This window comes from Agromyces sp. NPDC057679 (assembly GCF_042799635.1).
Classification (GTDB): Bacteria; Actinomycetota; Actinomycetes; order Actinomycetales; family Microbacteriaceae; genus Agromyces.
Genome location: NZ_JBHVIK010000004.1, coordinates 401,878 through 421,729, shown reverse-complemented (window position 1 = coordinate 421,729; position 19,852 = coordinate 401,878). Strand labels below are relative to the sequence as shown.

Below are 19,852 nucleotides of genomic sequence, written 5' to 3'. Positions count from 1 at the left end.
ACCGCACGGAGAGTGAAAAGGCCCGGGTTCAGAACGGCCGGTCGGCGTTCTCCTCGAGCGCTGTGCGGCCGGCGGCGGTGAGGAGCACCTGGGTGCCGTGCATGTTCGGGGCGCCCTTCCGGATGAGACCCTCGGCTTCGAGCCACACGAACACCGACTGCCGAGGCGTCTGCCAGACTCCGGCGTGCCGGTACCCGGCCTCCGAGTCCTTCATGCCCTTCAGCTTCATGCGGTGTTCGATGACGCCGGTGTCGACGTCACGGAGGACGCGGAGACGGGCTTCGGTGAGCTTCACAGTGGGCACGGTGGCGATCCTCTCATCAGGCGTGGTGGGACAAAAGTCGGGATGACAGGATTCGAACCTGCGACTTCTCGCTCCCAAAGCGAGCGCTCTACCAAGCTGAGCTACATCCCGGGATCGCAGGCCTAATGAACCCGTTCGGCGCTGCGAGAGTCCGGACATCCCGGACACGAGCCCCTGCAGGGAATTGAACCCTGGACCTCTCCCTTACCAAGGGAGTGCTCTACCACTGAGCTACAAGGGCGTATCCGGGCTCTTCACCCGGTACGTGTACTACATGCGCGGGAACCCCGTGCATCGCTCCCCCACCTGGGTTCGAACCAGGGCTCCCGCCTCCAAAGGGCGTTGTGCTGCCGCTACACCAAAGGGGACCATGCTCCGGCCAGCCGGGACCTGCGTCACCGACTGGCCGGGTTGCGGGACGAATCCGTCCCGCTTGCGCACTCCATGCGCGGAAGACCGCCTAGCCGGCCGCGAAGTACACCGGGCCTCCGAGCACGGCATGCTCGACACCCCAGACGCCGGGCTTGTCCGCCGGAACCTGCAAGATGACCGTCCCCATCGTCGAAGTACCTTCCGGCACCTCAACGACGTCTGCCAGCTGTCCGTCGAACACGACGAACGCACGGCTGGACACCGTCCCGTCAGACGCACGGAACGTGAACTTCAGCTCTGCCGGGTCGCCGGTCTTCCCGCCGAGGAACTTCATCGAGACTGGGACTGCGGCATACACGTACCCGGGCTCCGGGACGGGGTTCTCCCATGCGGCTTCGGCGACCTGGTCGGTGACGTTCACGGTCGGGGTTCCGATCGCGACCTCCCACACCGCCTCCTCGGGAGTGTCGACGGTCACAGTGGTCCCGAACTTCACCGGCTTCTTCGGGTCGCCATGCTCAGCGCCGGCAGGTGCCGGCCCTGGCTGGTTCAGCGCATCGCCGTAGAGGTCGAACGGAGCGGGCTCCTGAGTCCCGGAAGCAGGCGTTCCTGTCGGCTTGGATGTGCCGGTCAGAACGACCGTCGCAACGACGATCGCCGCGACCAGGAGCGCTGCGGACCCGATGAGGATCGGGACGGTGGGAGGCTTCCGCTTCGCGGGCTTGGCCGAGCTCGAGCGCGGTTGTGGTTGTGCGGCCGGCGCCGCCTGGTCAGATGCAGTGGGGCGAGGAGCCGCTCCCGGCGGCCGCGGGAAACGTGGAGACATGCACAGTACATGCGCGGGAACCGGCCGCCCCGGTCGGCGGCCGGTGTGCTGAGCTCAGCGGATCCGCTCGGTCGCGGTCGGGTCCAGCGACATCCCCCAGGGCCCGCATTCGACGTACGGGCCGCGGGCATCCCACATCGACGTCCACACGCCGAGCGGCGCGAAGCCAGGTTCTCCCCAGCCGGATTCCTGACGGTAGGTCGCGGCGCCGTGACGGTCCATCACCCAGGTGCCGACCGGCGGCTCGTTACTGCGCGAGATCGCGGCGGGCGCTGGACCGAGGTACTGGAAGTCGTCGGAGGTCATGGTGTTGGCCTTCTGGTCGTAGGTCTGGTTGCTTCGGCACGGCCATGCGCGGCTGGGCTCGAGCCTGTCGAACTCAGCCGCGCACCGCGGGGTCTGCGAGCGGAGTGTCTGTGTGCCGGCTTCAGCCCGGCGTGGCTCACTGAGCCTGCAGCTCCTCTCGGCCGTCGACGAGGAGTTCGTAGTGGCCTTCCTCGTTGATGCCGGTGGTGAGCCATATGGTTTCGCCGTTGACTTCGACGGCGATGGGTCGGTGTGTCCTGGTGAGGCTCACGGCTTGGAAATATGTCAGTTCGACGCCGTGCTGCTTTGCGTTGTCGACGATCTCCCAATGCGGGCCTTGATATGCCCAGCAGAGGGAGAAGAGGAACGCACCGATCGCGAAGATCGCGATCATGGACGCAAAGATCTCCTCGAGGTTGTACTTCGGCGGTGTGACGTGCCTGGGGCCGTGCTCGGTGTCGTTCCACTTGGTGGTGACCCGCGGCGCCGGTGCACTCCGTTTGGCGGCGACCGCGGCAGCACCTGCGGCGACCGCAAGGGTCGCGGCTCCGGCGATGACGGCGGTCTTGGTCTTGGTGCGCATGCAGGTCACATGCGCGGACGACCTTGGGTCAGCGGGTGGGAAGCTCCTCGGTTCCGTTGTTCCAGAACAGACGCCGTTCACCGTGCTGGTCGGTGGCTCCGGTGATCGCGACGAGATCACCTTCGATGCTGACGGCGACGGCGCTGCTGGTGTACAGGAGCGTGCGGGCAGCATTGTCGGTCAGCTTGATGCCGTAGGTGTCCTGGGCCTCGTCCGTGAACTCGGAGATCTTGGCGTCCCGTTGGATGAAGACGCAGATGACTGCGATCCCGGCGCACACCACTAGGACGCCGAGGAGAGACACTGCGATCGAGTAGGGGTTGATGAGGAACTCCCAGCTCCGAATTGCCTCCCACCCGCGACGCAAGGGCCCGGCGGGCGCGGGCAGTGGGGTGTCGGGGGTCTCGGAGGACTCCTTCGAGGGAGCATCGCTTTGGGCTGACGACTCCTCTGCAGCTCCAGCGGCTTCGGCGATGACAGGGGTCTTGGTCTTGGTTCGCATGTTGAGCACATGCGCGGCGGTGCCCCAGATCGGGTTCGAACCGATGACCGGCCGTTTAGAAGACGGCTGCTCTATCCGCTGAGCTACTGGGGCGGGGTTCCTATTCGCCGGCGCCGTACCAGTCCCCGACCTGGTACTCGTCGTAGGTGGACTGAGGGACGTACACCCAGCCGGTCTGATCGCCGTCTTCGAGGTTGAACCGGTACCGGTCCTCGACGTGGTTCTGCTGCGGCATCTGAATCTTGCAGATCCCGTTCTTGTCGTACTGGACGCACGAGTACGTGGTGTACGTGTGCTCCGGTTCGAACTTCTTCGCGGTGATCTCTCCGGCGTCGATGGTCGAGCAGGCGGTCAGGGCGATCGCGGCGGCGGCGATGAGTGCGGCGGTGATGATCTTCTTCATGGAACTTCCATGCGCGGAGTCCGTGTGAGATCGGTGATTGTCAGAGCCCCGGGCCGGATTCGAACCGGCGGTGTGGGATACCTGCTTACAAGGCAGGTGCTTTCGGCCGCTTAGCTACCGGGGCGTGGTGCTCGAGCGTGCTCGAGCGGGGTGGCGGTCAGCCCAACCAGGGGTCGGGCTCTGCCAGGGTGTTTCGGGTTTCGTTCATGCGTTCGCCGACATGCCAGATGACGAGTGCGATGAACACAAGAGTGCCGCCGGTGAGGGCGACAAGGTTGGCGATCTTGGAGTCGGCGCCGACAAGGTCCGCGACGACTGAAGCGATGGCGCCGAGAAGTCCTGCGGCGCCGAGGGCGATCGCGATCGGGGTGGTCGGGTTCTTCATGACTTCCCCATGCGCGGGTCCTGCCGGCGCCGAGCGTGTGCCAGGCGCCGGCAGGAGGTCATCGGAGCACGCCGCCGGTTTCGATCAGCTCCGCGAGGGCGCGGAGCTGCGCCGGAACGTCGCCTTCGATGAGGCAGTCTTCGCCCCAGAAGCTCAGGTCGACGTCGTTGACGGATGCGTTCAGGGTGAACGGGTTGTCGGGGTATTCGACTCGGTCCTCGTTGTCGATCGTGACGACCATCTTGAACGGGGTGTCCGCTCGGATGGTCAGCTTGTCACCGTCGAACTGGACGTCCTCGGGCGCGGTCACGCTGCACGCACCTTACGGGCGAACTCTGCGAGGTCGACGTACTGGCTTTCGACCTCCGAGTAACCGGATGAGTGACCGTCTTCCCATGCCCTCTCGAAGATGATGGGGGCGACAGCCTCGGGGAGGTCTTCGGCGTAGGCGTCGCGGAGGTCGTCCGCGAAGTGGAGCTTGATGTTCGCCTCGCTCTGCCGGTATGCGTCCCGGTCCTTCGGGTTGTACGGGGTGTCGTCGATCGCCGCCTGTGCGATCTCGGTCGGGGTGTTGAACAGGAACTTGGTCATGAGGTGTGTTCTCCTTCTTCTCGGAACACCCATGCGCGGTGGGGTGGCTGACGGGGCTCGAACCCGCGACCTCCGGGTCCACAACCCGGCGCTCTAACCAACTGAGCTACAACCACCATGTACAGCCCGTATCGTGGGCAACCCGGCTGCACTTCCCTGCAGCTCTGGCACCGGATCCCCCGGTGCTAAGAGACCAGGATGGCAATCCTGTTCCAGCTCGTTCATGCGCGGGAACTGTCGGTTCCAGCCTTCGCCGAGTCAGCGAGGCTTGCTCAGGCTGGGAAGTCGTAAATGAGCGAGCTGCCGGTGTCTCGGCTGGGCCGGTAGTTCTCCATCAGGGTGACGCGGTCCATGGACTTCGACATCGCTACAGCTACCCTCCAGGCGTCGAGACTGAGCTCGATGTCCTTACCCTGCCTGTCGTAGACGCGACCCCACCCGACGCCTTCCCCTGCGAAGTACTCGACCTCGTACCCGGCGTAGTCGTCTACGTCATTCGCGAGGCTTTCGCCGATCCATTGAATCAGTAGGCTGAGGCCTCCGGCGCTCATCCTCTGCGGTGCCTGACCGGCCTCTGCGGTGAGCGAAACCGTTGGTGCGCTCTGCTGCTTGTCGCGGAACTGGCCGGCGTTGCTTGCTTGGCCGCGGGGGTGCTCGGTCTCAGTGAAGGAAGAACTCATGCAACGAATGTGTGCGGCGGCCGCAGCAACGTCCGCTGCGGCCGCCGAGCCGGTGTCCTCCTCGGAGCGCTACCGGTCGTGCTTCATGAGGTACCTCCGGCTGATCGCCTTCCAGCTCGCTCGGACGTAGTACTCGCCTGCCTTCACCGTCGAGGTGTCGGTCGCGCGCCACACGACGCCTTCAGCGGCCCGGTCTGGTGCGACCAATGACTTCAGGCCCTCCACCTGGGCGAGCGCCTCAGCGACGGTCTCCGGGTACGGGAAGTCGTACACCGGAACCGACAGGGCGGCGATCTCGGCCGGCCACTCCCCGCGCGGGATCTCCTTCCCGTCGACCTGCACGGTGAACGCAGCGAATCGCGGCTCGTTCAGTTTCAGCGGGTTCACCGGAGCCCCGGCGCCGAAGAACTCACCTTGGACCGCGGCACGCTTCGCGTCCGGGTAGGCGTCTCGGAGGATGTCGAACAGGCCGAGCTTGAGCGCGAGCTTCCACATCGGGTTCTTCTCGTCGAACTCGAGGTCCCAGGTGCGACCGGCGACGCCGTCGTACGGCTCCTGGCCGTCGACGTCGGAGTCGCGATAGACCGTCATGGAGGTGCCGTCGATCTTCTCGGTGGCGACCCATCGGTGATCGCGGGCCTGGAGGACGTGGTCGAGGTTCTCGATCCGCTCCTCGTCGGTCGGTGAGACTCCGGACGGGAACCCGCCACGGGCGACCCCGGCCATTTCAGCGGGGATTGCCGGTTCCCACTTGATGATGCCGAGCTCGTCGGTGACGTCGGCGCCGACCTCGAAGCCGGCGAGCTCCGGGAACTGCTCGAGCGGGAACACGATCCCCTGCGAGTACTGGCCGCGGAGCTTCGCGGTCTTCAGCACGTGGCCGGTTACGCCGTCGTCGTTGGTGCGGACGCCGCGCGGTGCGAGGAACTCGAACCGCGGGTCCGTGACGTTGAGGAGGGAGTCCACCTCGATGTACAGGCACCGGTCGCCGGGGCGGAACGCGTCGTCTTTCTTCACGACGACATCCCAGCCGCGGACGCGGACGCGCTCGATGGCGTCCGCGTCGGGGATGGGTGCGATGTCGACGACCTCTGCGATCGTCGCGAGAGCTCTGGTGCGTGTGGCGGTGGTCGTGCTCATCGGGAGCGCTCCTTGGTTCGGGACGGTTTCAGGTGCTTCCTGATCGCGGTCGCCGCCTGCGAGAGGTGCCGGCGTCGAGTTCGGTCGTCCGCGAAGGAAGACCGAGCATCGGTGTCGACGTCGATCACGGTGACGGATGGAAGCTCGGGCGGGTACGCAACTGCACGGAACCGGCTCATGGAGAGTCGTGCGAACCCGACGATCTCGTCGTTCCAGATCGCGTCATACGTTTCGGAAGCACCTGCGGTGCGTCGCCGGAACGTGAAGCCGCGACAGACGATCGGGTCAGGGTGGTTCGGTGCTGTCACACGCTCTACATGCGCGGATCTGCTTGTGGCAGAGGGTCACTCGTACCATTCGGCCGGGCGGTTCGCCTCGGCCTTCTTGCGGAGGCGCGCGCGGATCGCCCAAGCCACGTTGACGGTGACGATCGTCACGATCACGACGGCGATCAGGATGAGGAGTGCAATTCGCTCGTGGGTCAGATACTCGTTCATGTCTGCGACATGCGCGGGCGCAAGGCGGGCGAATCACTCGATGTCGATGGCATCCAGTACGGTCGCGGCATGGCCGATACGAAGCAGACGAAGACGATCGGTGAGCATTACGCCGCCGCCGAGCTCGCGCGCCGCGGCTGGGCGCCGGCGTTCACTCGTGACGGGCTCGCGCGAACCGACATCCTCGCGGTGATGACCGAAGGCGTCGACCGCCGGCTTGTTGAGATCCAGGTGAAGGCGACTCGGCATGTGGTCGGCGGCCGGATCTCGTGGATGCTCGGTGAGAAGGCGCAGATGCCGAGTCTTCACGACCGGGAGTTCTTCGTCCTGGTCGCTGTTCCGTTGCAGGCTGACGTGCCGCCGAGGTTCTTCGTGGTTCCCAGGACTCATCTGGCGGCGGCCGCGTGGATCCAGCACATGGCGTGGCTGACCGACCCGTCGATCCCTGCCGGTGCACGGAACGCTTCGGTCAACCAGGCACGGGTGAGCGTGGACGTGTTCACCGCCTACGAGTCCCGTTGGGATTTCCTGATGCTGGACGACCCTGACGTGCCGGTCCTGCTTCCCCGGCATATGCGAGGGTGGGCGCTGGAGGATCGGGTTGGGCTTCCGCCCGGACATCCGTGGGCGGAGCACCTTCCGGATTGGTGACCGTCCTGCGCTCAAGGTGCGATGTTACGAAATCCGCACGTCGGCACGATGTTACGTTTTCCGCACTTCAGCCCGGGGTGATCTCCCCGAGTGACGACATCGCGCTGAAGAAGCTCGCCAAGGCGAGCACGGTGATCCCGATCGAGATCCCGAGCCCCGTCCCTGCGAGCCCTCGCCCGTCTCCTCCGGGCGGGATGCTCTTCAACTCCTTCGAGCAGATGACGATCGCCGCGATGGAGATCGGCACGCAGATGATCGGCCAGACGAACGTCACGGCGCCGGCCAGCGCGAACACGAACCCTGCCGCCCCGCTTGGACGTTTCCCGGTCGGTTCGGTGCTGGGCGGTTCAGCCCAGTGCGGTTCCTGGTCGGCAGCCCAGTGCGGCGTCTGGACGGGGCGGGCGGCCGGCGGTGGATAGGTCGGCGGCGGGAGGGTCGCTGCAGGCGGCGGAAGCCGCTGCTGGAGGACTGGTGGCGGGAGCTGCGTCGCCGGTTGTGCTGGCACTCTGTACGTCACGAGCCAAGCGCTGTACGCGTTCTCGAGACGCGTCTGGTCTGCGGCAACCCACGCTGCTTGCTCGTCGTCCATGCTGATCCCGAGCGTGCGTCTGGCGGCCGGGTTCAGGATCGAATTGCGGAACTGCTCGAGCGTCGTCCCGGCCATCCTGATCTCCACCTCTCCACACCGCGGGCGCGGCGATCGTCCATCGATCATTCCGCTCCGGACTCGGTGATGTCGAGCGCCGCAGGCACTTCTGGCAGGTTCGTCCCCGAATTGGGGTGGTCATGGAGCCCCTGGCCGGGATCGAACCGGCATCCTCCCGATTACGAAACGGGCGCTCGTCCTGTTGAGCTTCAGGGGCAGGTGTGGACTCCTCAGCCGTCGCCATCACCGCGGCCGGCACCGGCCATGATGTCGTGCACGATCGGGAGGTACTTCCCTTCGGGGATCCAGTCGATCGGCTGCTCCGAGCGCGGGTCTCCGGTCCGTTGCCGGGCGAGCTCGTAGAGGCCCAGCTGCCGGATCGGTGTTCGCGGCGTCCGGCGTAGCGTGCCGGCGGGTGGTGTGGCGGTGTTCGGCATTCACGTCCTCGGTGTTGCGGTGGTGACGTTCATGCGCGGTTTGGTGCCCCTGGAGAGATTCGAACTCCCGACGCCCGGTTCCGAAGACCGGCGCTCTTCCACTGAGCTACAGAGGCATGGTTCTGGTCGGGGTAACAGGATTCGAACCTGCGACTTCTCGCTCCCAAAGCGAGCGCTCTACCAAGCTGAGCTATACCCCGGAATCGCGGCTGATATGTACACCTCGTGCCGCGAGAAGTCCGGACATCCCGAACCTCGAGCGGACGACGGGGATCGAACCCGCGACCTCCACCTTGGCAAGGTGGCGCTCTACCAGTTGAGCTACGTCCGCACAGGGCCGCGTGAGCGACCTTGGAGCGGATGACGGGGATCGAACCCGCAACCTTCGCCGTGGGAGGGCGACGCTCTACCAGTTGAGCTACATCCGCAAGGGGCGCCAGAGCGCGGTGCCCTCGAGAGGGCTGCACCGTGGCGCCGAAGACTACATGCGCGGAAACTCCGCGCGCCGAACATTCCCGACCGTCGCTGGGTCCTGCCAGACTGACCGGATGCCCGATTTTCCCTACTTCATGGCGAACCTCACCAGCATCCTGCGAGGCGAACCCACCGAACTGAAGGAGTGGTTCAAGACGTCGTTCCCGAACACGAAGCAGCTCGAGAAGCGGCTCGTCGCGGGATCCGGTCCGCTTCTCGTCGACGCCGCCACGACCCGAACCGGAACGGTCGGAACCGCGTTCGACGTGATGGTCAGGCTGCTCGTCGACGATGGTCACCACCCGATCCAGGTGCACGTCACCCAGTTCTGGACCGAGAAGCACGAGGCCGCCACTGAGGAGCTCACGGCAGCAGCGCAGGACGCACGCCGTGCAGGCGATGACGGCCGCTTCTACCGTGCGGTGTGGGCGATCGCGCTTCTCACCGAGGTGACCCGATCGATGCACGTGTGGGCGTCCTCGCAGCTCAGCGCGGACATCTACAACGACGAATTCTCCGTCGACGCGGCCATCGGGCTCGCCCCTGCTGATGCTGTCGAGCAGCTGGCCGAGCTGCGCCGTCTCGCCGAAGAACGACTGTTCCCTGTGCTGGGCGGTGAGATGCATCTCAGCCCGAAGTTCTGCTCATGGGGGTACCTGAAAGCGGAAGCGGACATCGTCGCGGACGGCACCCTGGTCGACATGAAGACGACCCTCGGTGTGCAGCGGAAAGCCGGCCGGGTCGACACGATCTCCCCCGGTTCGCTGCTGCAGGTGATCGGGTACACGCTCCTCGACTTCGAGGACGAGTACAAGATCCGGAACGCCGGCATCTACTCTTCTCGGTATGGGAACCTCGCGGTCCTCCCTGTCGAGGAGCTGCTCGAGCTCGCGGCCGGCAAGCCGATGACGGTGCAGCGGGCGCGCGACCAGGTGGCTTCGATCATCGGATACGAACCGCGAATCTGACGGATGGTTGGTGTGGAGGGGATAACCGGATTCGAACCGGCGTTGGTGCGGTGGAAGCGCACAGTCCTAAGCCGCTAGACGATATCCCCGAGGTGGCAGGGCGGACCTGCCGACAGCACGCTGCCGCGCTGTGGTGCACCGGGCAGGGCTCGAACCTGCAACCCCCTGTGTGTAAGACAGGTGCTCTGCCAATTGAGCTACCGGTGCGTGCGCCCGCAGGCGCGCGTGGCCGCTAGGCGGCGGCCTTGGTCTGCAACGCGTCGAGGAGTGCGCGAAGCGCATCGTCGACCGGGTAGGTGATCGTCCCGTTCTCGTGGACGGCTTTGACCTGGCTGTCGAGCGCCGCGTTCGCAGCTTCGATGAGCTCGGGAAGGAGGACCGGGACCATCCGTTCGACGAAGGACTCCTCGGGGACGAGCTTGCCGGCTCGGATCACGTCGGCGTGCGCGCCCGGCTCGCCTCCTCTCCACACCACTTCCCAGGTGATCGTCACCTCGGGGTGGGCGGCACTGAGCTCATACAGAGCGGCCTCCAACTTGTCGGTGAACGAGCTGCGGCCGCCGATCGTGAGATCGCCGCCTCTTACTCTCGAGTCGTCCGAGTACATCTCGTCGAGCGGCCCTCGCGGGCCAAGAACGGGCCAGCGCTCGAAGATCCTGCTGATGGTGAGATCAGCGGTCGCGTCTTCGATGGTGATGTCGTTCCAGGCGCTCAATGTCGTCTCCGCTCTGCTCTTCTTCGGGTGGGCCCCGTCGGGCTCGAACCGACGACCCGCGACTTAAAAGGACGCTGCTCTACCAACTGAGCTAGAGGCCCGTGCACCATCTCGGTGCAGGTCGTACATGCGCGGAGGGGTTACTCGGCCGGCGTGAGGATCTCCGCGATCCTGCGTGCCTCGTCGTGAACGTACGCGATCGCCTGGGCACCTTTCCAGTTCCCGTCGTGCCACTGCTCGGCGGGGACGATCTCCGCGACGGCGCTTCGCTTTTTCGAGCGGAGCTGCAGTTCCATCGTCCATCGATCAACCCAGGCGTCCTGGTGATGCCAGCCTTCGACGTCGACGATCCTGCCGTCCGGTGCTTGGACGCCAGCGTGCACCCAGCCGACAGGCCCTGCAGGGCCGTCTGCGACGAGGACGACCGGCCATCCGGTTCGGGCGGCGAGCTCGGTCGCGAGGACGTCGCAGTCCCCTTCGGTGAACGTCTCGGCTTCCTCGTTGGTGATCTTCTCGAGCAGCTCGGCTTCGGCCGGCACCCGGTAGCCGGGCGCTGTCGGGAGGTCCTGGAGGATGAGGCCGGCAATCCGGGCGGCATCCGTTCCGAGCTCGGCCGTCACCTGCTCATCTTCCCAGTCGCCGCTGTTCCAGGCTGCCGCGTCGATGATGTCGACCTGGTCGGGGTCGTAGCCGTCGTGGTCTTCGCCGTACGCGTCGACCATGGCCGCCCACCGCTCCAGCCAGTCGTCGGCGTCGTGTTCCCCTTCGACGTCGACGATCCGGCCTGCGGGTGTGCGGACCCCGGCGTGCACCCAGCCTGTCGGCCCTGCAGGGCCGTCCGCGATGAGGACTACCGGCCAGCCGGTGCGGGCGGCGAGCTCGGCCGCGAGCGCCCCGCAGGAGCCGCCGGTGAACCGGTCGACGTCCTGACCGGTGATCAAGTCGTGAAGGGCGACGTCCGAGTCGGTGTGAACCTTGAACGTCGCCTGCCCGTTCTCGGCGCGGTTCGTTCCGATCGTCGGGTCGTAGTGGCCGGTCATGCCTGCGTTCGTGTGCGGCGGCCGGTCGCGGCCGGCGAGGTTCCGACCTGCCCGGACCTTCTGTTCACAGGGGCGCCCCCGGCGGGTATTACCGGCGTGCCCGCTCAGTCCTGCGATGCGCTGGCCCGCTGTCGTCTCGCCGCATGCAGGGGCGGCACGGCTCGTGCTTCTTGTGTTCGGCGCACACCATGTCGGCGTACACGTCGCGGCCGTCTTTGTCGACGAGGACGACATCGCGCGGCATGGTGACGTGATCGCCCCCGCACGAGCAGTCGCGGATGAGGGTCGCCGGCGGCTTCACGGTCCGGTCGATCGGCCAGAGGCCGCCCTCGGTGAGCCACCTGATGGTGCTCGGGTGGATCTGTTCGGATTTCGGGACCGGTCGGAGCTGCCGCAGCAGACGAGTGAACACGTCCGCGAACTGCTCCTGATCGAGCGTTCCTGCGTAGCCTTCACCGGTGACTGAGGAGATATCCGCTGAGCGGGTCACGATCTCGGGGTGGTAGCCCACGTCTGATGCCTTCTGCGGGCGGTTCCCCACCCTGTGACACATCATCGCCTTCTGGAAGCGACGCTCCTTCTCGTCTTCCGGGTCGACCCGGGCGTACCGGATCTCATCGATCTCGCGGAACTGAACGTTCTGCTGCGTCACCCGGAGAGCGCGGGCTTCGTCGAGCAGCGGGTCGACAGGGCCGACGATGAGGCGGGCATAGTCTCCCCGGAACCGGAAGTAGAACCGGTCTTCACCGAGCCACCCGTACGCCTGCACCGGGAAGCTTCCGAACCGGTTGTCGGCGAAACGGAGGCCGAGTGAGGCGTGCTGCTGTTCGAGCGCGGAAACGTCCATGACGTTCCCATGCGCGGGATGGTGCTGGTGACCCGTCCGGGGTTCGAACCCGAGCGACCAGGTTGAGAACCTGGCAGGCTTCCGATTACCTCAACGGGCCGGAGCCGACCGGCTCACCGGGCAGGGATGCTGCCGGCGGTGAGCTGGTCGGTTCGGGCGATGATCTGCTGTCTCGGCAGACCGGTGTGATCGGCCAGGAACCCGTCGAGCATGAGCGTCAGCTCGAAAGCGGACGCTTCGTCGAACGGGCGGTACTCACCGACGATGCATTCGGTGCACCCGCACTTCGGCGGGTCGATTGCAAGCAACCTGTTCCCCATGTCGGGGCTCCTGTCTGTCAGTCCCAGTACCCGCCGCGGTGCGGGGTGTGGCGGTGCTGCCCGGACGGCGAGTCGACGTCCTCGAGGAGGTCACCGGCCCGGTGCTCCTTCACGAGGTTGTGGAGGGTGTCGCGGACGTTCGCGCGTTCGGGTCGCCAGTAGTCGACGTGCCGGTCGGCGCGGCGGTTCCGGTAGCTGCGGTAGTGGGTGCGCTCGACGTGCCAGGGGACGTACCAGCCGCAGCGGGCGCCTCGGGTGGTGGCGGTCGGCTGGCTGGTGCCGGCGTCGCAGTGGTTGTTCGACCAGCGGTAGTGGCAGGCGTGGTCGATGTGGATCTGGTGCTCCTGGCGGAGCTGCAGCACCCACAGCGGGGTGTGCACGGTGGTGCGGGACATGTTGCCTCCTCGCACCGTCGCGGCCTGCCGGTCGGCGGGCGGTTACGCGACGGCGGCTAACAGAGGCTGCGCGGGTCGCACATTCCACTCCTTCGATGTTGGGTTCGGTCCCCTGTCGGGGCTTGACGGCATCACCATGCGCGGGATGCCGGCAATGCGGCTTCCTGCCGCTGAGATCATCCGTTCGCGTTCTGCTTGCGACGCTCCGCGGCCGCCAGGCGGCGCGCCTTCGCGGCTTCCTTCTCCCGCGCCCAGAACGCGGTCGCCCTCTCGTCGTGGATGGTGACCGAGCTGTAGTAGCTCTCGTCGAAGTAGTCGACCATGCTGTTCGTCCGGGACCGGTTGTACTGCTTGGTGATCCGTTCGAGGCGGTCCTTCATCTTCCCGACCAGCTCGGTGTACCGACGCTCCCCGGGGTAGCGCGGGTCTTCGGTGTAGATCTCCGCGTCGGTGAGCCCGTCCACGGTGACGTTGATCGACTGCCCTCCGGAGTACTTCTCCGAGCGGACGGAGATCGTGAGGTGCGGCGGGAAGACGCCGGCGCGACGGGCGAGCTCGAAGTCCTTCCGGAGGTCCTTCGAGATCTCCGTGACGGACCTCCACTCGGTGTACTTCGCGCCGAACCGGGTCGGGTACATGCCGTCCGGGTCTTCGGTTGGGCGGCCGCCGCCCGGGAACACCTCGTAGAAGGTGCCGTCCACCCACCATTCCTCGGATCCGTCCGGGTAGATGACGGCGGGGTCGCCAGCGCGGTGGTACGAACCGTCCTTCATGAAGGTGGTCTTCCCGTCGGGTTCGACGAGCGCGTCGTAGTCGAGGCCGTCTTCGTCGGTGTACCGCCAGAACTGGTTCCCGTCGGTGACGTGGAGAAGCTGGAAGCGTGAGTCGTCGCCTGGGACGCCGACATGGTCGCCGTTCAGCGCGTGGTAGCTGTCGCCGCTCTTGAAGACGATCGCGGGGCCGTCTTCGCGGTGCGGTGCGCCGGCCTTCATGTACCTGGTGGTGCCGTACTCGTCGACGATGACTTCGTCGTACCCGCCGAGGTCTGGGGCGGCGTGCAGGGAGAGTTCCGCCGGGGTTTGGGTCTTGTTCGCCCACTGGCCGGTCTTCTGGTGACCGCGGCCAGTCTGGTCGATGGTCTTCGCGTTGAGGTACTCAGGGCTCATGCGGTTGTGAGTGTGCGGCGAACCCCGCCCGAGCGTGTTGGCTGCTCGGGCGGGGTTCGTTCAGTCCGCCCACCATCCGTTGATGTTGTGGCGACGCTGCCGGCCGACGAGGTTCCCGTCATCGATGTCCTGGCCGCCGCGATGCTGCTTCCGGAACTCGGTGAGCTCGACGCGGACGTCGTTGCGGTCTCCGCCGAGACGGGAGCGGCCGTTGTACCGGCGGCGCTTCCAGCCCCAGCAGCCGGTGTACGTCCACCCGAGGTCGTGATGCAGGACCGGCCGGCAGATCGAGTAGAGGTTGACGGGGCTGTCTTCCGCGTCGCAGCGGAACTCGTAGTAGATCCCGTTGATCGTCGCGCTGCCGCAGTTGTGTCGGATGTAGCGAATGTTCTCCGGGCGGCTGATCGCCACCCAGATCGGTTCGTCCTTCTTTGTGCGAGCCATTCGGCTCCTCGCTTCCAGACCGTCATGCCCCGCGGATACGGGGTCTCGGCTGACGGTCCCTAGCCGTCAGGGGCGGGAAGCAGGTGACGGGTGTGGCGCATCGGTCAGTATCCCCCGACGTTGACGGGGTGACCGAAGAACGGGGCGATCAGGATGGCGGCGAACCCGAGGACCAGGAGCCCGAAGAGGCAGAGCCAGGCGATGAACGATCGCTTCGTGTTTGCGGAGCCGGTGTCGAACAGGATCTCGAACGCAGCGGAGAGGAAAGCTCCGAACCAGCCGGCAACCTCCTCGCCTGTCGTTTCGTCCTCTTCCCGTCTCGCCTCGGCTCGGACGACCACGCCCGAGTCGGTGACTGCCGTGATCTCGACGAATGCGGAGGCGCGCTCGAACTGCACCTCGATCATCGGGATCGACTCCGGGTGCTCCTGCTCGAGGTGAGCGATCGCAGCGCCCGCGGTCAGCCGTGCGGGTGCGTCCTGGGCGCCGCCTTCGATGAGGGTGAACGTCCCGGATTCCGAAGCGGTGAGGAAGTTCCCGAGCGGGTACTCGAGGTCGTCGCGGGTGACGAGCACGGTGTCGGGGTCGAGTTCCCGTAGGCGGTCGATGGCCTGCCGGTTGGTGAAGGCAGCGGAGGTGGCCGTGTCGATCATGTGTGGTTCCTTCGGTTCGGCGTCAGGGGGGGCGGGAAGTTCGCCGGAGGTCGTGCGTGGATCAGTGGTGTAGGTCGAACGGGTGACCGAAGAGCGGTCCCGCGAGAATCACGATTGGAAACACGATGATGAGACTGAGGACGGCGATCTCGGTCCAGTTGAGGGTGACATCGACTGCGTCGGACCCCAGCTTCTCTTTGCGGGTGAGCGGCTTGCCGGTGGGTGATCCCGTGCGAACGAACGTCCCGATGTCCGTGACCTCGGTGATGAACTCGTCTCGGGCGACGGAGTCCGCTCCGACAACTTCGATCGTGGGGGTGGAATCTTGGTCGCAACGCTCGAGCAGCTCGATGGCGGCCGACGCGGTCAACGGCTCCGAGCGAGCACCTGGCTCGGGGACCTCGACGAGGCTGAAAGTCGCATCCTCGGATGCGGTGAGGAAGCTGCCGCTGGTGTTCTCCGGGTCGGTGAACACCAAGATCATGGTGTCCGGGTGAAGCTCGCGCAGAAGTTCGATGACTTCCTGGCTGGTGAGGGCGCTCGACGTGGCGGTGATGGTCATGTGCTGTTCCTCCTGCTTCACCTGGGACGGTGAGTGACCCCAACGGGATTCGAACCCGTGTCGTCGCCGTGAAAGGGCGATGTCCTAGGCCTCTAGACGATGGGGCCGTCTTGCTTGCAGCACACATGCGCGGAAACCGCCGAGTTCGACATCAGGGTAGTCAGCCTGTCGTCTACCTGCGCGCCAGGCCTCCAGACATGGACGGCGGGACGATCCTCGAAGCGGACACCACCCAGATCGCTCCGGTGTCGACCGATCGGACCTTCACCACGCCGCCGGCATGGCGGGCGTCACCGATCTGCTCCGGTTCACGGTCAGCGGTGACGGTCACCCCTGAACCGACCAGCTGGTACTCGATCGGGAAGGCGCCCGGTTCGACCGGCGCGGTGTCCTGCATGTTCACTCCTCAGGGTTCCAAGGGCACATGCGCGGGCGCGGATCAGCGCCGGAGCGACCACCTGTCGTCCGCGATCGCCTCGAGATGGTTGTCGAGATGTTCGGAGTAGCCGATCTCCTCAAGCATCCAGAGGTACGGATTCGCGGCCTCCTTGAACTGTTGAGGCAGTCGGGCGGGGTCTCCGTTCGGGTACGCCGCGGCCACGTTGACCCTCACGATCGTGCCGCCGGTTTCCATGTCGTTCCAGTTGCTGTCCACTACTTGGACCTTCGTGGCACCGGGCGCGTAGGTGTCGACCAGTGCGAGGATCGCTTCGGAGGCCAGCGCGGATTCTGTCTTGCGGAGCTTCTTCAGGGCGGCCTCGGTCTCGGCTCGGCGCTGCTCGAGCGCGTCCCACGCCGCGGAGGCGTGAGTTGGTGCGAGGGTCACTTCGGCTGCAGTCTTTGCCGCAGTCGAGAACTTCCCAGGGTTTGAAGGGTTCCCGCCGCGCGGGTGCTTTGCCGGGTCGAACATGGTCATGCTGTCATTCCTTCGCTGGCTGGTCGTTGAGCCAGCTGTATGTATGCGGCGTGTACCGCCGTGGCCTCCTGGTCGTCCTTGGTCGCTCTGGCTGGTCTCGATCCAGCGACATCCGGCTTATGAGGCCGGTGCTCTACCAACTGAGCTACAGAACGTGGTGGTGCTCGCGCGGATATCTCGCATCCGAAATATCCGTGCGCGCGGTGGTGCCCAGCCCGAGGTTCGAACTCGGAACCTCCCCGTGTTGAGTGGGGCGCCTCTGCCGATTGGGCTAGCCGGGCTCGGCTGGTGGGTGCCCGCCCCGGGACTCGAACCCGGACACCGCTTTCGCGGTACCGGCTCCTCGGGCCGGCGCGTCTACCTGAATTCCGCCAGGCGGGCGAGACCCGCGATGGCGGGTCAGATCGTGAAGCCGTAGACGCGGAAGCCGTCACGGTTGGTGCGGATGAACGCCTCGATCCCGAAGCTGTCGAGGACGCTCACGTAGTCGTACACCTCTTCGGCGTACCCGTCAGCGTCGGTGCCGAGCCGGGAGTACAGCCGGCGGCCGTCCTTGTCGGTGACGGCGAGGACCTGGATCCGGTCTGAGTCGTTCACGTACCCGAGCTCGACGTCGGTCGCTTCAGGCCAGCGGCGCAGGGTGACTGCGGCGACGCCTTGCCGGCTGAGGTTGTGCTCGAGCATGAGGAGCCGGTTGATCTGCTCGCCGATGGAGTTGAGGTCCGCGGCGATGCTCTGCTCGTCTCGTCGGATCTCACCGGCGATCGGGTCGATCTGCCCGGCGGCCCGGCGGGCGTCGACGTACGCGCGGAGCTCTTCGTCGTCATCCTCGAAAGTGAGGGTGTACGGGCCGTCCCAGCGGTCGAGGACGCTGCGGTGGAACGCTTCTTCGACCAGCCAGTCGTAGTCGTCACCGACGTTGATCCGGCCGAGCGGCTGGGTGTCGAGGAGCGGCCGGATGTCGAAGATGACGATGCCGGTTTCGACCGCGTTGTCGTTCACCCAGGTCTCCTTGCGGAGTTTCGCGGTGATCGGTTCGACGGTCTCGACGGTATTCTGCATGTTCGCTCCTCGCGGGTTCTCTTCTCAGAGAGTTCATGCGCGGAGCGGAGGGGTTGCTCCCCGACCTGGAATCGAACCAGGGCACCCTTGCGGGCACGTGTTCCAGAGACACGCCGGCCATGCCATCAGACCATCGGGGATCAGCCGCACGAGGGCGGCCGTGTGCGCTCGAGCGTTGCTCGGGTGCGTGGCGGAGGCTGAGGGATTTGAACCCGTCGAGGGGCGGTGAACCCCAACTGCCTTAGCAGGGCAGCGCAATCGGCCAGACTATGCGAAGCCTCCAGTGGTGCCGACCTGTCAGAGACGGATCCTGAGCGTCGGCATGGTTTGGGATGACCCGGTGTTCTTCCCGTCGAGGCTGACCACGACGGTCTTGATCGACGCGGTGTACACCGTTCCCGGGTTCAGCCCGGTGAACGTGCGGTTCAGCGTCGTCGTGTTCAGGTTGCGGGTGGTCCCGTCGTTCCCGCGGAGCCGGACCTCGTAGCGGACGATCTTCCCCTGCAGCCTGGTGGGAAGCCCCCACGACACCTGCACGCTGGTGCTGTTCGTCTTCACGATCTTCGTGCTGGCCGGGTTCGACACGTATGCGACCGTGCGTGGGTCCTTCAGGGACCGGCCGCAGAGACCGCCGGACAGGCTGGCGGTAGTCACTCCCGACGAGGCTCGCGAGGTGAGGGTGGTCATGTAGGTGCTGTCCGGCTTGAGTCCGGTCAGTGTGTACGTGTGCACGGACGCTGGAAGGAGCCCTGAGCTCACCCGCTTCCCGTCCACGAAGGTGCTGACCTCGTAACCGGTGATCTGACCGACGACGCGCGGGGTTCCCCAGGTCAGTGTGATCGAGGTTGGAGTGGCGGCGGTGATCTGCCGGGCGGGGACGGTGAGCACCTGCGCTCGAGGTGGGGCGGGCGCCGCGGACGTCGACGGCTTCGGCGCCGGTGCCTCCGTTCGAGCCGGCGTCGCGGATGGTGCCTGCTTCGGGACCGGTGTTGCCGTTGGAGCCGACTTCATGGCTGGGGTCTCCGCAGGCGCCGGCGTCGGGGCAGGGGTGGCGCTCGAGCTCGGCTCTTCGATTGGCGCCGGGGACGGAAGCTCTTCCGCTCCTGCTGGCGCGGCCGCGCCGATCGTTGCCGCCGCGACGAGCGATGCGGTCGCTGCGAGGGTGAGAAGTCTGCGCACGGTGAGTCCTTCGGGTCTGGGCGTGGGTGGTGCGATCACTTCCCAGATGGACTGTTTGCCGCAGTTTCGGCGCGTTTCAGCCCCGAACTGGGGCCATACGAGTGTGGTTGGCGGAGCCGGCGGGATTCGAACCCGCGGGACGAGGTTGAGCTCGTCCACAGCCTTTCCAAGACTGCGCGATAGGCCGGGCTCTGCCACGGCTCCGGGGTGCGCCCGTTTCTGGGCGCGACGGCAGGCTAGACGCCTGCCTGATGGAACGTCTCGGTGAGCGCGTCGACGTCCGTCGCGGTGAGCTGGTCACGGAACCGGTCGGCGAGCACAGCCCAGCGCGCTGCGGCGCTGGCGCGGTCGCGTCCGCCGAGGAACCCGACCGCCTCCATGCGGGCGTGAAGGTCCGCGGAGACGCCGGCGGATGCTGCGGCGAACCCGTCGAGGCGGGACAGCTTGATGCGGGCTGCGATGAACGCGGCGCTCTTGCCCTGGCGGGCGGCTGCGGCGCCGGCGGCGGCGAGCTGCTCGAAGTCGGTGTCGGTGAGGTTGTCGATGCGGGGTGCGGTCAGGGTGGTCATGATCGCTCCTTTCGTGGTTGGCGCCCTGTGTGGGCGTGTGCGGATGCCTTCCGAACCGTGGTTCGGGTCGGCGTTCTTGGCGCGGCGAGGGGGAGATTTGAACTCCCGGAACAGCTCTCACTGTTCGGCTGCTTTCGAAGCAGCTGCACTAGGCCGGACTATGCGACCTCGCCGTGCACGATTCCCCTTGACGTCGTGCCGTCCACATGGTGAGCCGTC

The 19,852-nt window shown here is 66.2% G+C and carries 30 protein-coding genes and 22 tRNA genes; 2 read left to right on the top strand and 50 right to left on the bottom strand.

Annotation, left to right across the window (positions count from 1 at the left end):
* Positions 1-28 precede the first annotated feature (28 nt).
* The 18 genes from ACFVAJ_RS19210 to ACFVAJ_RS19125 form a co-directional block, all read right to left on the bottom strand.
* The gene (locus ACFVAJ_RS19210; protein ID WP_376946989.1) at positions 29-304 is read right to left on the bottom strand and encodes a hypothetical protein; all 276 of its coding nucleotides are present in this window, start codon (positions 302-304) and stop codon (positions 29-31) included.
* A gap of 37 nt (positions 305-341) precedes the next feature.
* A tRNA-Pro gene (locus tag ACFVAJ_RS19205) sits at positions 342-415 on the bottom strand.
* A gap of 58 nt (positions 416-473) precedes the next feature.
* Positions 474-545 (bottom strand) — tRNA-Thr (locus ACFVAJ_RS19200).
* A 56-nt stretch (positions 546-601) separates the two neighbouring features.
* Positions 602-672: transfer RNA gene (locus tag ACFVAJ_RS19195), tRNA-Gln, on the bottom strand.
* Between the two features lie 92 nt (positions 673-764).
* A complete protein-coding gene (locus ACFVAJ_RS19190) occupies positions 765-1,172 on the bottom strand; it encodes a hypothetical protein (protein ID WP_376946987.1) in 408 nt (135 codons plus the stop codon).
* Positions 1,173-1,556: 384 nt separating this feature from the next.
* Entirely contained in the window at positions 1,557-1,808 is a 252-nt protein-coding gene (locus tag ACFVAJ_RS19185) for a hypothetical protein (protein WP_376946985.1), read from the bottom strand.
* Positions 1,809-1,944: 136 nt separating this feature from the next.
* The gene (locus tag ACFVAJ_RS19180) at positions 1,945-2,391 is read right to left on the bottom strand and encodes a hypothetical protein (protein ID WP_376946983.1); all 447 of its coding nucleotides are present in this window, start codon (positions 2,389-2,391) and stop codon (positions 1,945-1,947) included.
* Positions 2,392-2,419: 28 nt separating this feature from the next.
* Entirely contained in the window at positions 2,420-2,893 is a 474-nt protein-coding gene (locus tag ACFVAJ_RS19175; protein ID WP_376946981.1) for a hypothetical protein, read from the bottom strand.
* Between the two features lie 20 nt (positions 2,894-2,913).
* Positions 2,914-2,986: transfer RNA gene (locus ACFVAJ_RS19170), tRNA-Arg, on the bottom strand.
* Positions 2,987-2,993: 7 nt separating this feature from the next.
* Positions 2,994-3,296 carry a hypothetical protein gene (locus ACFVAJ_RS19165; protein WP_376946979.1) on the bottom strand — a complete coding sequence of 101 codons (303 nt, stop codon included), beginning with the start codon at positions 3,294-3,296 and terminating at the stop codon, positions 2,994-2,996.
* A 44-nt stretch (positions 3,297-3,340) separates the two neighbouring features.
* A tRNA-Thr gene (locus ACFVAJ_RS19160) sits at positions 3,341-3,420 on the bottom strand.
* Between the two features lie 33 nt (positions 3,421-3,453).
* A complete protein-coding gene (locus tag ACFVAJ_RS19155) occupies positions 3,454-3,681 on the bottom strand; it encodes a hypothetical protein (protein ID WP_376946977.1) in 228 nt (75 codons plus the stop codon).
* A gap of 58 nt (positions 3,682-3,739) precedes the next feature.
* Positions 3,740-3,991 (bottom strand): hypothetical protein, encoded by a 252-nt coding sequence (locus ACFVAJ_RS19150; RefSeq protein WP_376946975.1) that lies wholly within the window; start codon positions 3,989-3,991, stop codon positions 3,740-3,742.
* Complete coding sequence (locus tag ACFVAJ_RS19145; protein ID WP_376946973.1) at positions 3,988-4,272, bottom strand: hypothetical protein; 285 nt, start codon at positions 4,270-4,272, stop codon at positions 3,988-3,990. The genes ACFVAJ_RS19150 and ACFVAJ_RS19145 overlap by 4 nt, the downstream gene beginning before the upstream one ends.
* 39 nt (positions 4,273-4,311) lie before the next feature.
* Positions 4,312-4,388 (bottom strand) — tRNA-His (locus tag ACFVAJ_RS19140).
* A gap of 156 nt (positions 4,389-4,544) precedes the next feature.
* On the bottom strand, positions 4,545-4,952 hold the full coding sequence (locus tag ACFVAJ_RS19135; RefSeq protein WP_376946971.1) for a hypothetical protein: 408 nt from the start codon (positions 4,950-4,952) through the stop codon (positions 4,545-4,547).
* A 69-nt stretch (positions 4,953-5,021) separates the two neighbouring features.
* The gene (locus ACFVAJ_RS19130; protein WP_376946969.1) at positions 5,022-6,092 is read right to left on the bottom strand and encodes an RNA ligase (ATP); all 1,071 of its coding nucleotides are present in this window, start codon (positions 6,090-6,092) and stop codon (positions 5,022-5,024) included.
* A 344-nt stretch (positions 6,093-6,436) separates the two neighbouring features.
* Positions 6,437-6,589, bottom strand: coding sequence for a hypothetical protein (locus ACFVAJ_RS19125; protein ID WP_376946967.1), 153 nt, complete (start codon positions 6,587-6,589; stop codon positions 6,437-6,439).
* 9 nt (positions 6,590-6,598) lie between these two features.
* On the opposite strand from ACFVAJ_RS19125, the gene ACFVAJ_RS19120 reads away from it, so the two are divergent.
* A complete protein-coding gene (locus tag ACFVAJ_RS19120; protein WP_376946965.1) occupies positions 6,599-7,240 on the top strand; it encodes a hypothetical protein in 642 nt (213 codons plus the stop codon).
* Positions 7,241-7,307: 67 nt separating this feature from the next.
* On the opposite strand, the gene ACFVAJ_RS19115 is transcribed toward ACFVAJ_RS19120, so the two are convergent.
* The 7 genes from ACFVAJ_RS19115 to ACFVAJ_RS19085 form a co-directional block, all read right to left on the bottom strand.
* Positions 7,308-7,904: a hypothetical protein gene (locus tag ACFVAJ_RS19115; RefSeq protein ID WP_376946963.1), complete on the bottom strand. Its 597-nt coding sequence runs from the start codon at positions 7,902-7,904 to the stop codon at positions 7,308-7,310.
* Between the two features lie 123 nt (positions 7,905-8,027).
* Positions 8,028-8,103 (bottom strand) — tRNA-Thr (locus ACFVAJ_RS19110).
* A gap of 13 nt (positions 8,104-8,116) precedes the next feature.
* Positions 8,117-8,323: a hypothetical protein gene (locus tag ACFVAJ_RS19105; protein ID WP_376946961.1), complete on the bottom strand. Its 207-nt coding sequence runs from the start codon at positions 8,321-8,323 to the stop codon at positions 8,117-8,119.
* A 41-nt stretch (positions 8,324-8,364) separates the two neighbouring features.
* Positions 8,365-8,439 (bottom strand) — tRNA-Arg (locus tag ACFVAJ_RS19100).
* A gap of 7 nt (positions 8,440-8,446) precedes the next feature.
* A tRNA-Pro gene (locus ACFVAJ_RS19095) sits at positions 8,447-8,523 on the bottom strand.
* A gap of 58 nt (positions 8,524-8,581) precedes the next feature.
* Positions 8,582-8,654: transfer RNA gene (locus tag ACFVAJ_RS19090), tRNA-Gly, on the bottom strand.
* Between the two features lie 21 nt (positions 8,655-8,675).
* A tRNA-Gly gene (locus tag ACFVAJ_RS19085) sits at positions 8,676-8,751 on the bottom strand.
* 120 nt (positions 8,752-8,871) lie between these two features.
* Here ACFVAJ_RS19085 and ACFVAJ_RS19080 point away from each other — a divergent pair.
* Positions 8,872-9,765, top strand: a complete 894-nt coding sequence (locus ACFVAJ_RS19080; RefSeq protein ID WP_376946959.1) for a hypothetical protein — start codon at positions 8,872-8,874, stop codon at positions 9,763-9,765.
* 13 nt (positions 9,766-9,778) lie between these two features.
* On the opposite strand, the gene ACFVAJ_RS19075 is transcribed toward ACFVAJ_RS19080, so the two are convergent.
* The 25 genes from ACFVAJ_RS19075 to ACFVAJ_RS18955 form a co-directional block, all read right to left on the bottom strand.
* Positions 9,779-9,854 (bottom strand) — tRNA-Gly (locus ACFVAJ_RS19075).
* 42 nt (positions 9,855-9,896) lie between these two features.
* Positions 9,897-9,972: transfer RNA gene (locus ACFVAJ_RS19070), tRNA-Val, on the bottom strand.
* Between the two features lie 25 nt (positions 9,973-9,997).
* The gene (locus tag ACFVAJ_RS19065) at positions 9,998-10,480 is read right to left on the bottom strand and encodes a hypothetical protein (protein ID WP_376946957.1); all 483 of its coding nucleotides are present in this window, start codon (positions 10,478-10,480) and stop codon (positions 9,998-10,000) included.
* A 28-nt stretch (positions 10,481-10,508) separates the two neighbouring features.
* Positions 10,509-10,581 (bottom strand) — tRNA-Lys (locus ACFVAJ_RS19060).
* A 39-nt stretch (positions 10,582-10,620) separates the two neighbouring features.
* A complete protein-coding gene (locus tag ACFVAJ_RS19055; RefSeq protein ID WP_376946955.1) occupies positions 10,621-11,520 on the bottom strand; it encodes a hypothetical protein in 900 nt (299 codons plus the stop codon).
* Positions 11,521-11,608: 88 nt separating this feature from the next.
* On the bottom strand, positions 11,609-12,367 hold the full coding sequence (locus tag ACFVAJ_RS19050) for a hypothetical protein (protein WP_376946953.1): 759 nt from the start codon (positions 12,365-12,367) through the stop codon (positions 11,609-11,611).
* Between the two features lie 25 nt (positions 12,368-12,392).
* Positions 12,393-12,467, bottom strand: a tRNA-Glu gene (locus ACFVAJ_RS19045).
* A gap of 13 nt (positions 12,468-12,480) precedes the next feature.
* A complete protein-coding gene (locus ACFVAJ_RS19040; protein ID WP_376946951.1) occupies positions 12,481-12,687 on the bottom strand; it encodes a hypothetical protein in 207 nt (68 codons plus the stop codon).
* 17 nt (positions 12,688-12,704) lie between these two features.
* Positions 12,705-13,082: a hypothetical protein gene (locus ACFVAJ_RS19035; protein ID WP_376946949.1), complete on the bottom strand. Its 378-nt coding sequence runs from the start codon at positions 13,080-13,082 to the stop codon at positions 12,705-12,707.
* A gap of 176 nt (positions 13,083-13,258) precedes the next feature.
* A complete protein-coding gene (locus tag ACFVAJ_RS19030) occupies positions 13,259-14,248 on the bottom strand; it encodes a hypothetical protein (protein ID WP_376946947.1) in 990 nt (329 codons plus the stop codon).
* Between the two features lie 60 nt (positions 14,249-14,308).
* Complete coding sequence (locus tag ACFVAJ_RS19025) at positions 14,309-14,692, bottom strand: hypothetical protein (protein ID WP_376946945.1); 384 nt, start codon at positions 14,690-14,692, stop codon at positions 14,309-14,311.
* A gap of 104 nt (positions 14,693-14,796) precedes the next feature.
* A complete protein-coding gene (locus ACFVAJ_RS19020; protein ID WP_376946943.1) occupies positions 14,797-15,345 on the bottom strand; it encodes a hypothetical protein in 549 nt (182 codons plus the stop codon).
* 61 nt (positions 15,346-15,406) lie between these two features.
* Positions 15,407-15,907, bottom strand: coding sequence for a hypothetical protein (locus ACFVAJ_RS19015; protein ID WP_376946941.1), 501 nt, complete (start codon positions 15,905-15,907; stop codon positions 15,407-15,409).
* Positions 15,908-15,941: 34 nt separating this feature from the next.
* Positions 15,942-16,014 (bottom strand) — tRNA-Glu (locus ACFVAJ_RS19010).
* A 65-nt stretch (positions 16,015-16,079) separates the two neighbouring features.
* Complete coding sequence (locus ACFVAJ_RS19005) at positions 16,080-16,304, bottom strand: hypothetical protein (protein WP_376946939.1); 225 nt, start codon at positions 16,302-16,304, stop codon at positions 16,080-16,082.
* 42 nt (positions 16,305-16,346) lie between these two features.
* Complete coding sequence (locus tag ACFVAJ_RS19000; RefSeq protein ID WP_376946937.1) at positions 16,347-16,823, bottom strand: hypothetical protein; 477 nt, start codon at positions 16,821-16,823, stop codon at positions 16,347-16,349.
* A 79-nt stretch (positions 16,824-16,902) separates the two neighbouring features.
* Positions 16,903-16,978: transfer RNA gene (locus tag ACFVAJ_RS18995), tRNA-Met, on the bottom strand.
* Between the two features lie 49 nt (positions 16,979-17,027).
* Positions 17,028-17,104 (bottom strand) — tRNA-Leu (locus ACFVAJ_RS18990).
* Positions 17,105-17,116: 12 nt separating this feature from the next.
* Positions 17,117-17,204, bottom strand: a tRNA-Leu gene (locus tag ACFVAJ_RS18985).
* Between the two features lie 18 nt (positions 17,205-17,222).
* Positions 17,223-17,885 carry a hypothetical protein gene (locus ACFVAJ_RS18980; protein ID WP_376946935.1) on the bottom strand — a complete coding sequence of 221 codons (663 nt, stop codon included), beginning with the start codon at positions 17,883-17,885 and terminating at the stop codon, positions 17,223-17,225.
* A gap of 188 nt (positions 17,886-18,073) precedes the next feature.
* Positions 18,074-18,167, bottom strand: a tRNA-Ser gene (locus tag ACFVAJ_RS18975).
* Between the two features lie 15 nt (positions 18,168-18,182).
* Positions 18,183-18,773, bottom strand: coding sequence for a fibronectin type III domain-containing protein (locus ACFVAJ_RS18970; RefSeq protein WP_376946933.1), 591 nt, complete (start codon positions 18,771-18,773; stop codon positions 18,183-18,185).
* Positions 18,774-19,172: 399 nt separating this feature from the next.
* A tRNA-Ser gene (locus ACFVAJ_RS18965) sits at positions 19,173-19,268 on the bottom strand.
* Between the two features lie 32 nt (positions 19,269-19,300).
* Positions 19,301-19,633 (bottom strand): hypothetical protein, encoded by a 333-nt coding sequence (locus tag ACFVAJ_RS18960; RefSeq protein ID WP_376946931.1) that lies wholly within the window; start codon positions 19,631-19,633, stop codon positions 19,301-19,303.
* An 82-nt stretch (positions 19,634-19,715) separates the two neighbouring features.
* Positions 19,716-19,806: transfer RNA gene (locus tag ACFVAJ_RS18955), tRNA-Ser, on the bottom strand.
* Positions 19,807-19,852: the final 46 nt, after the last annotated feature.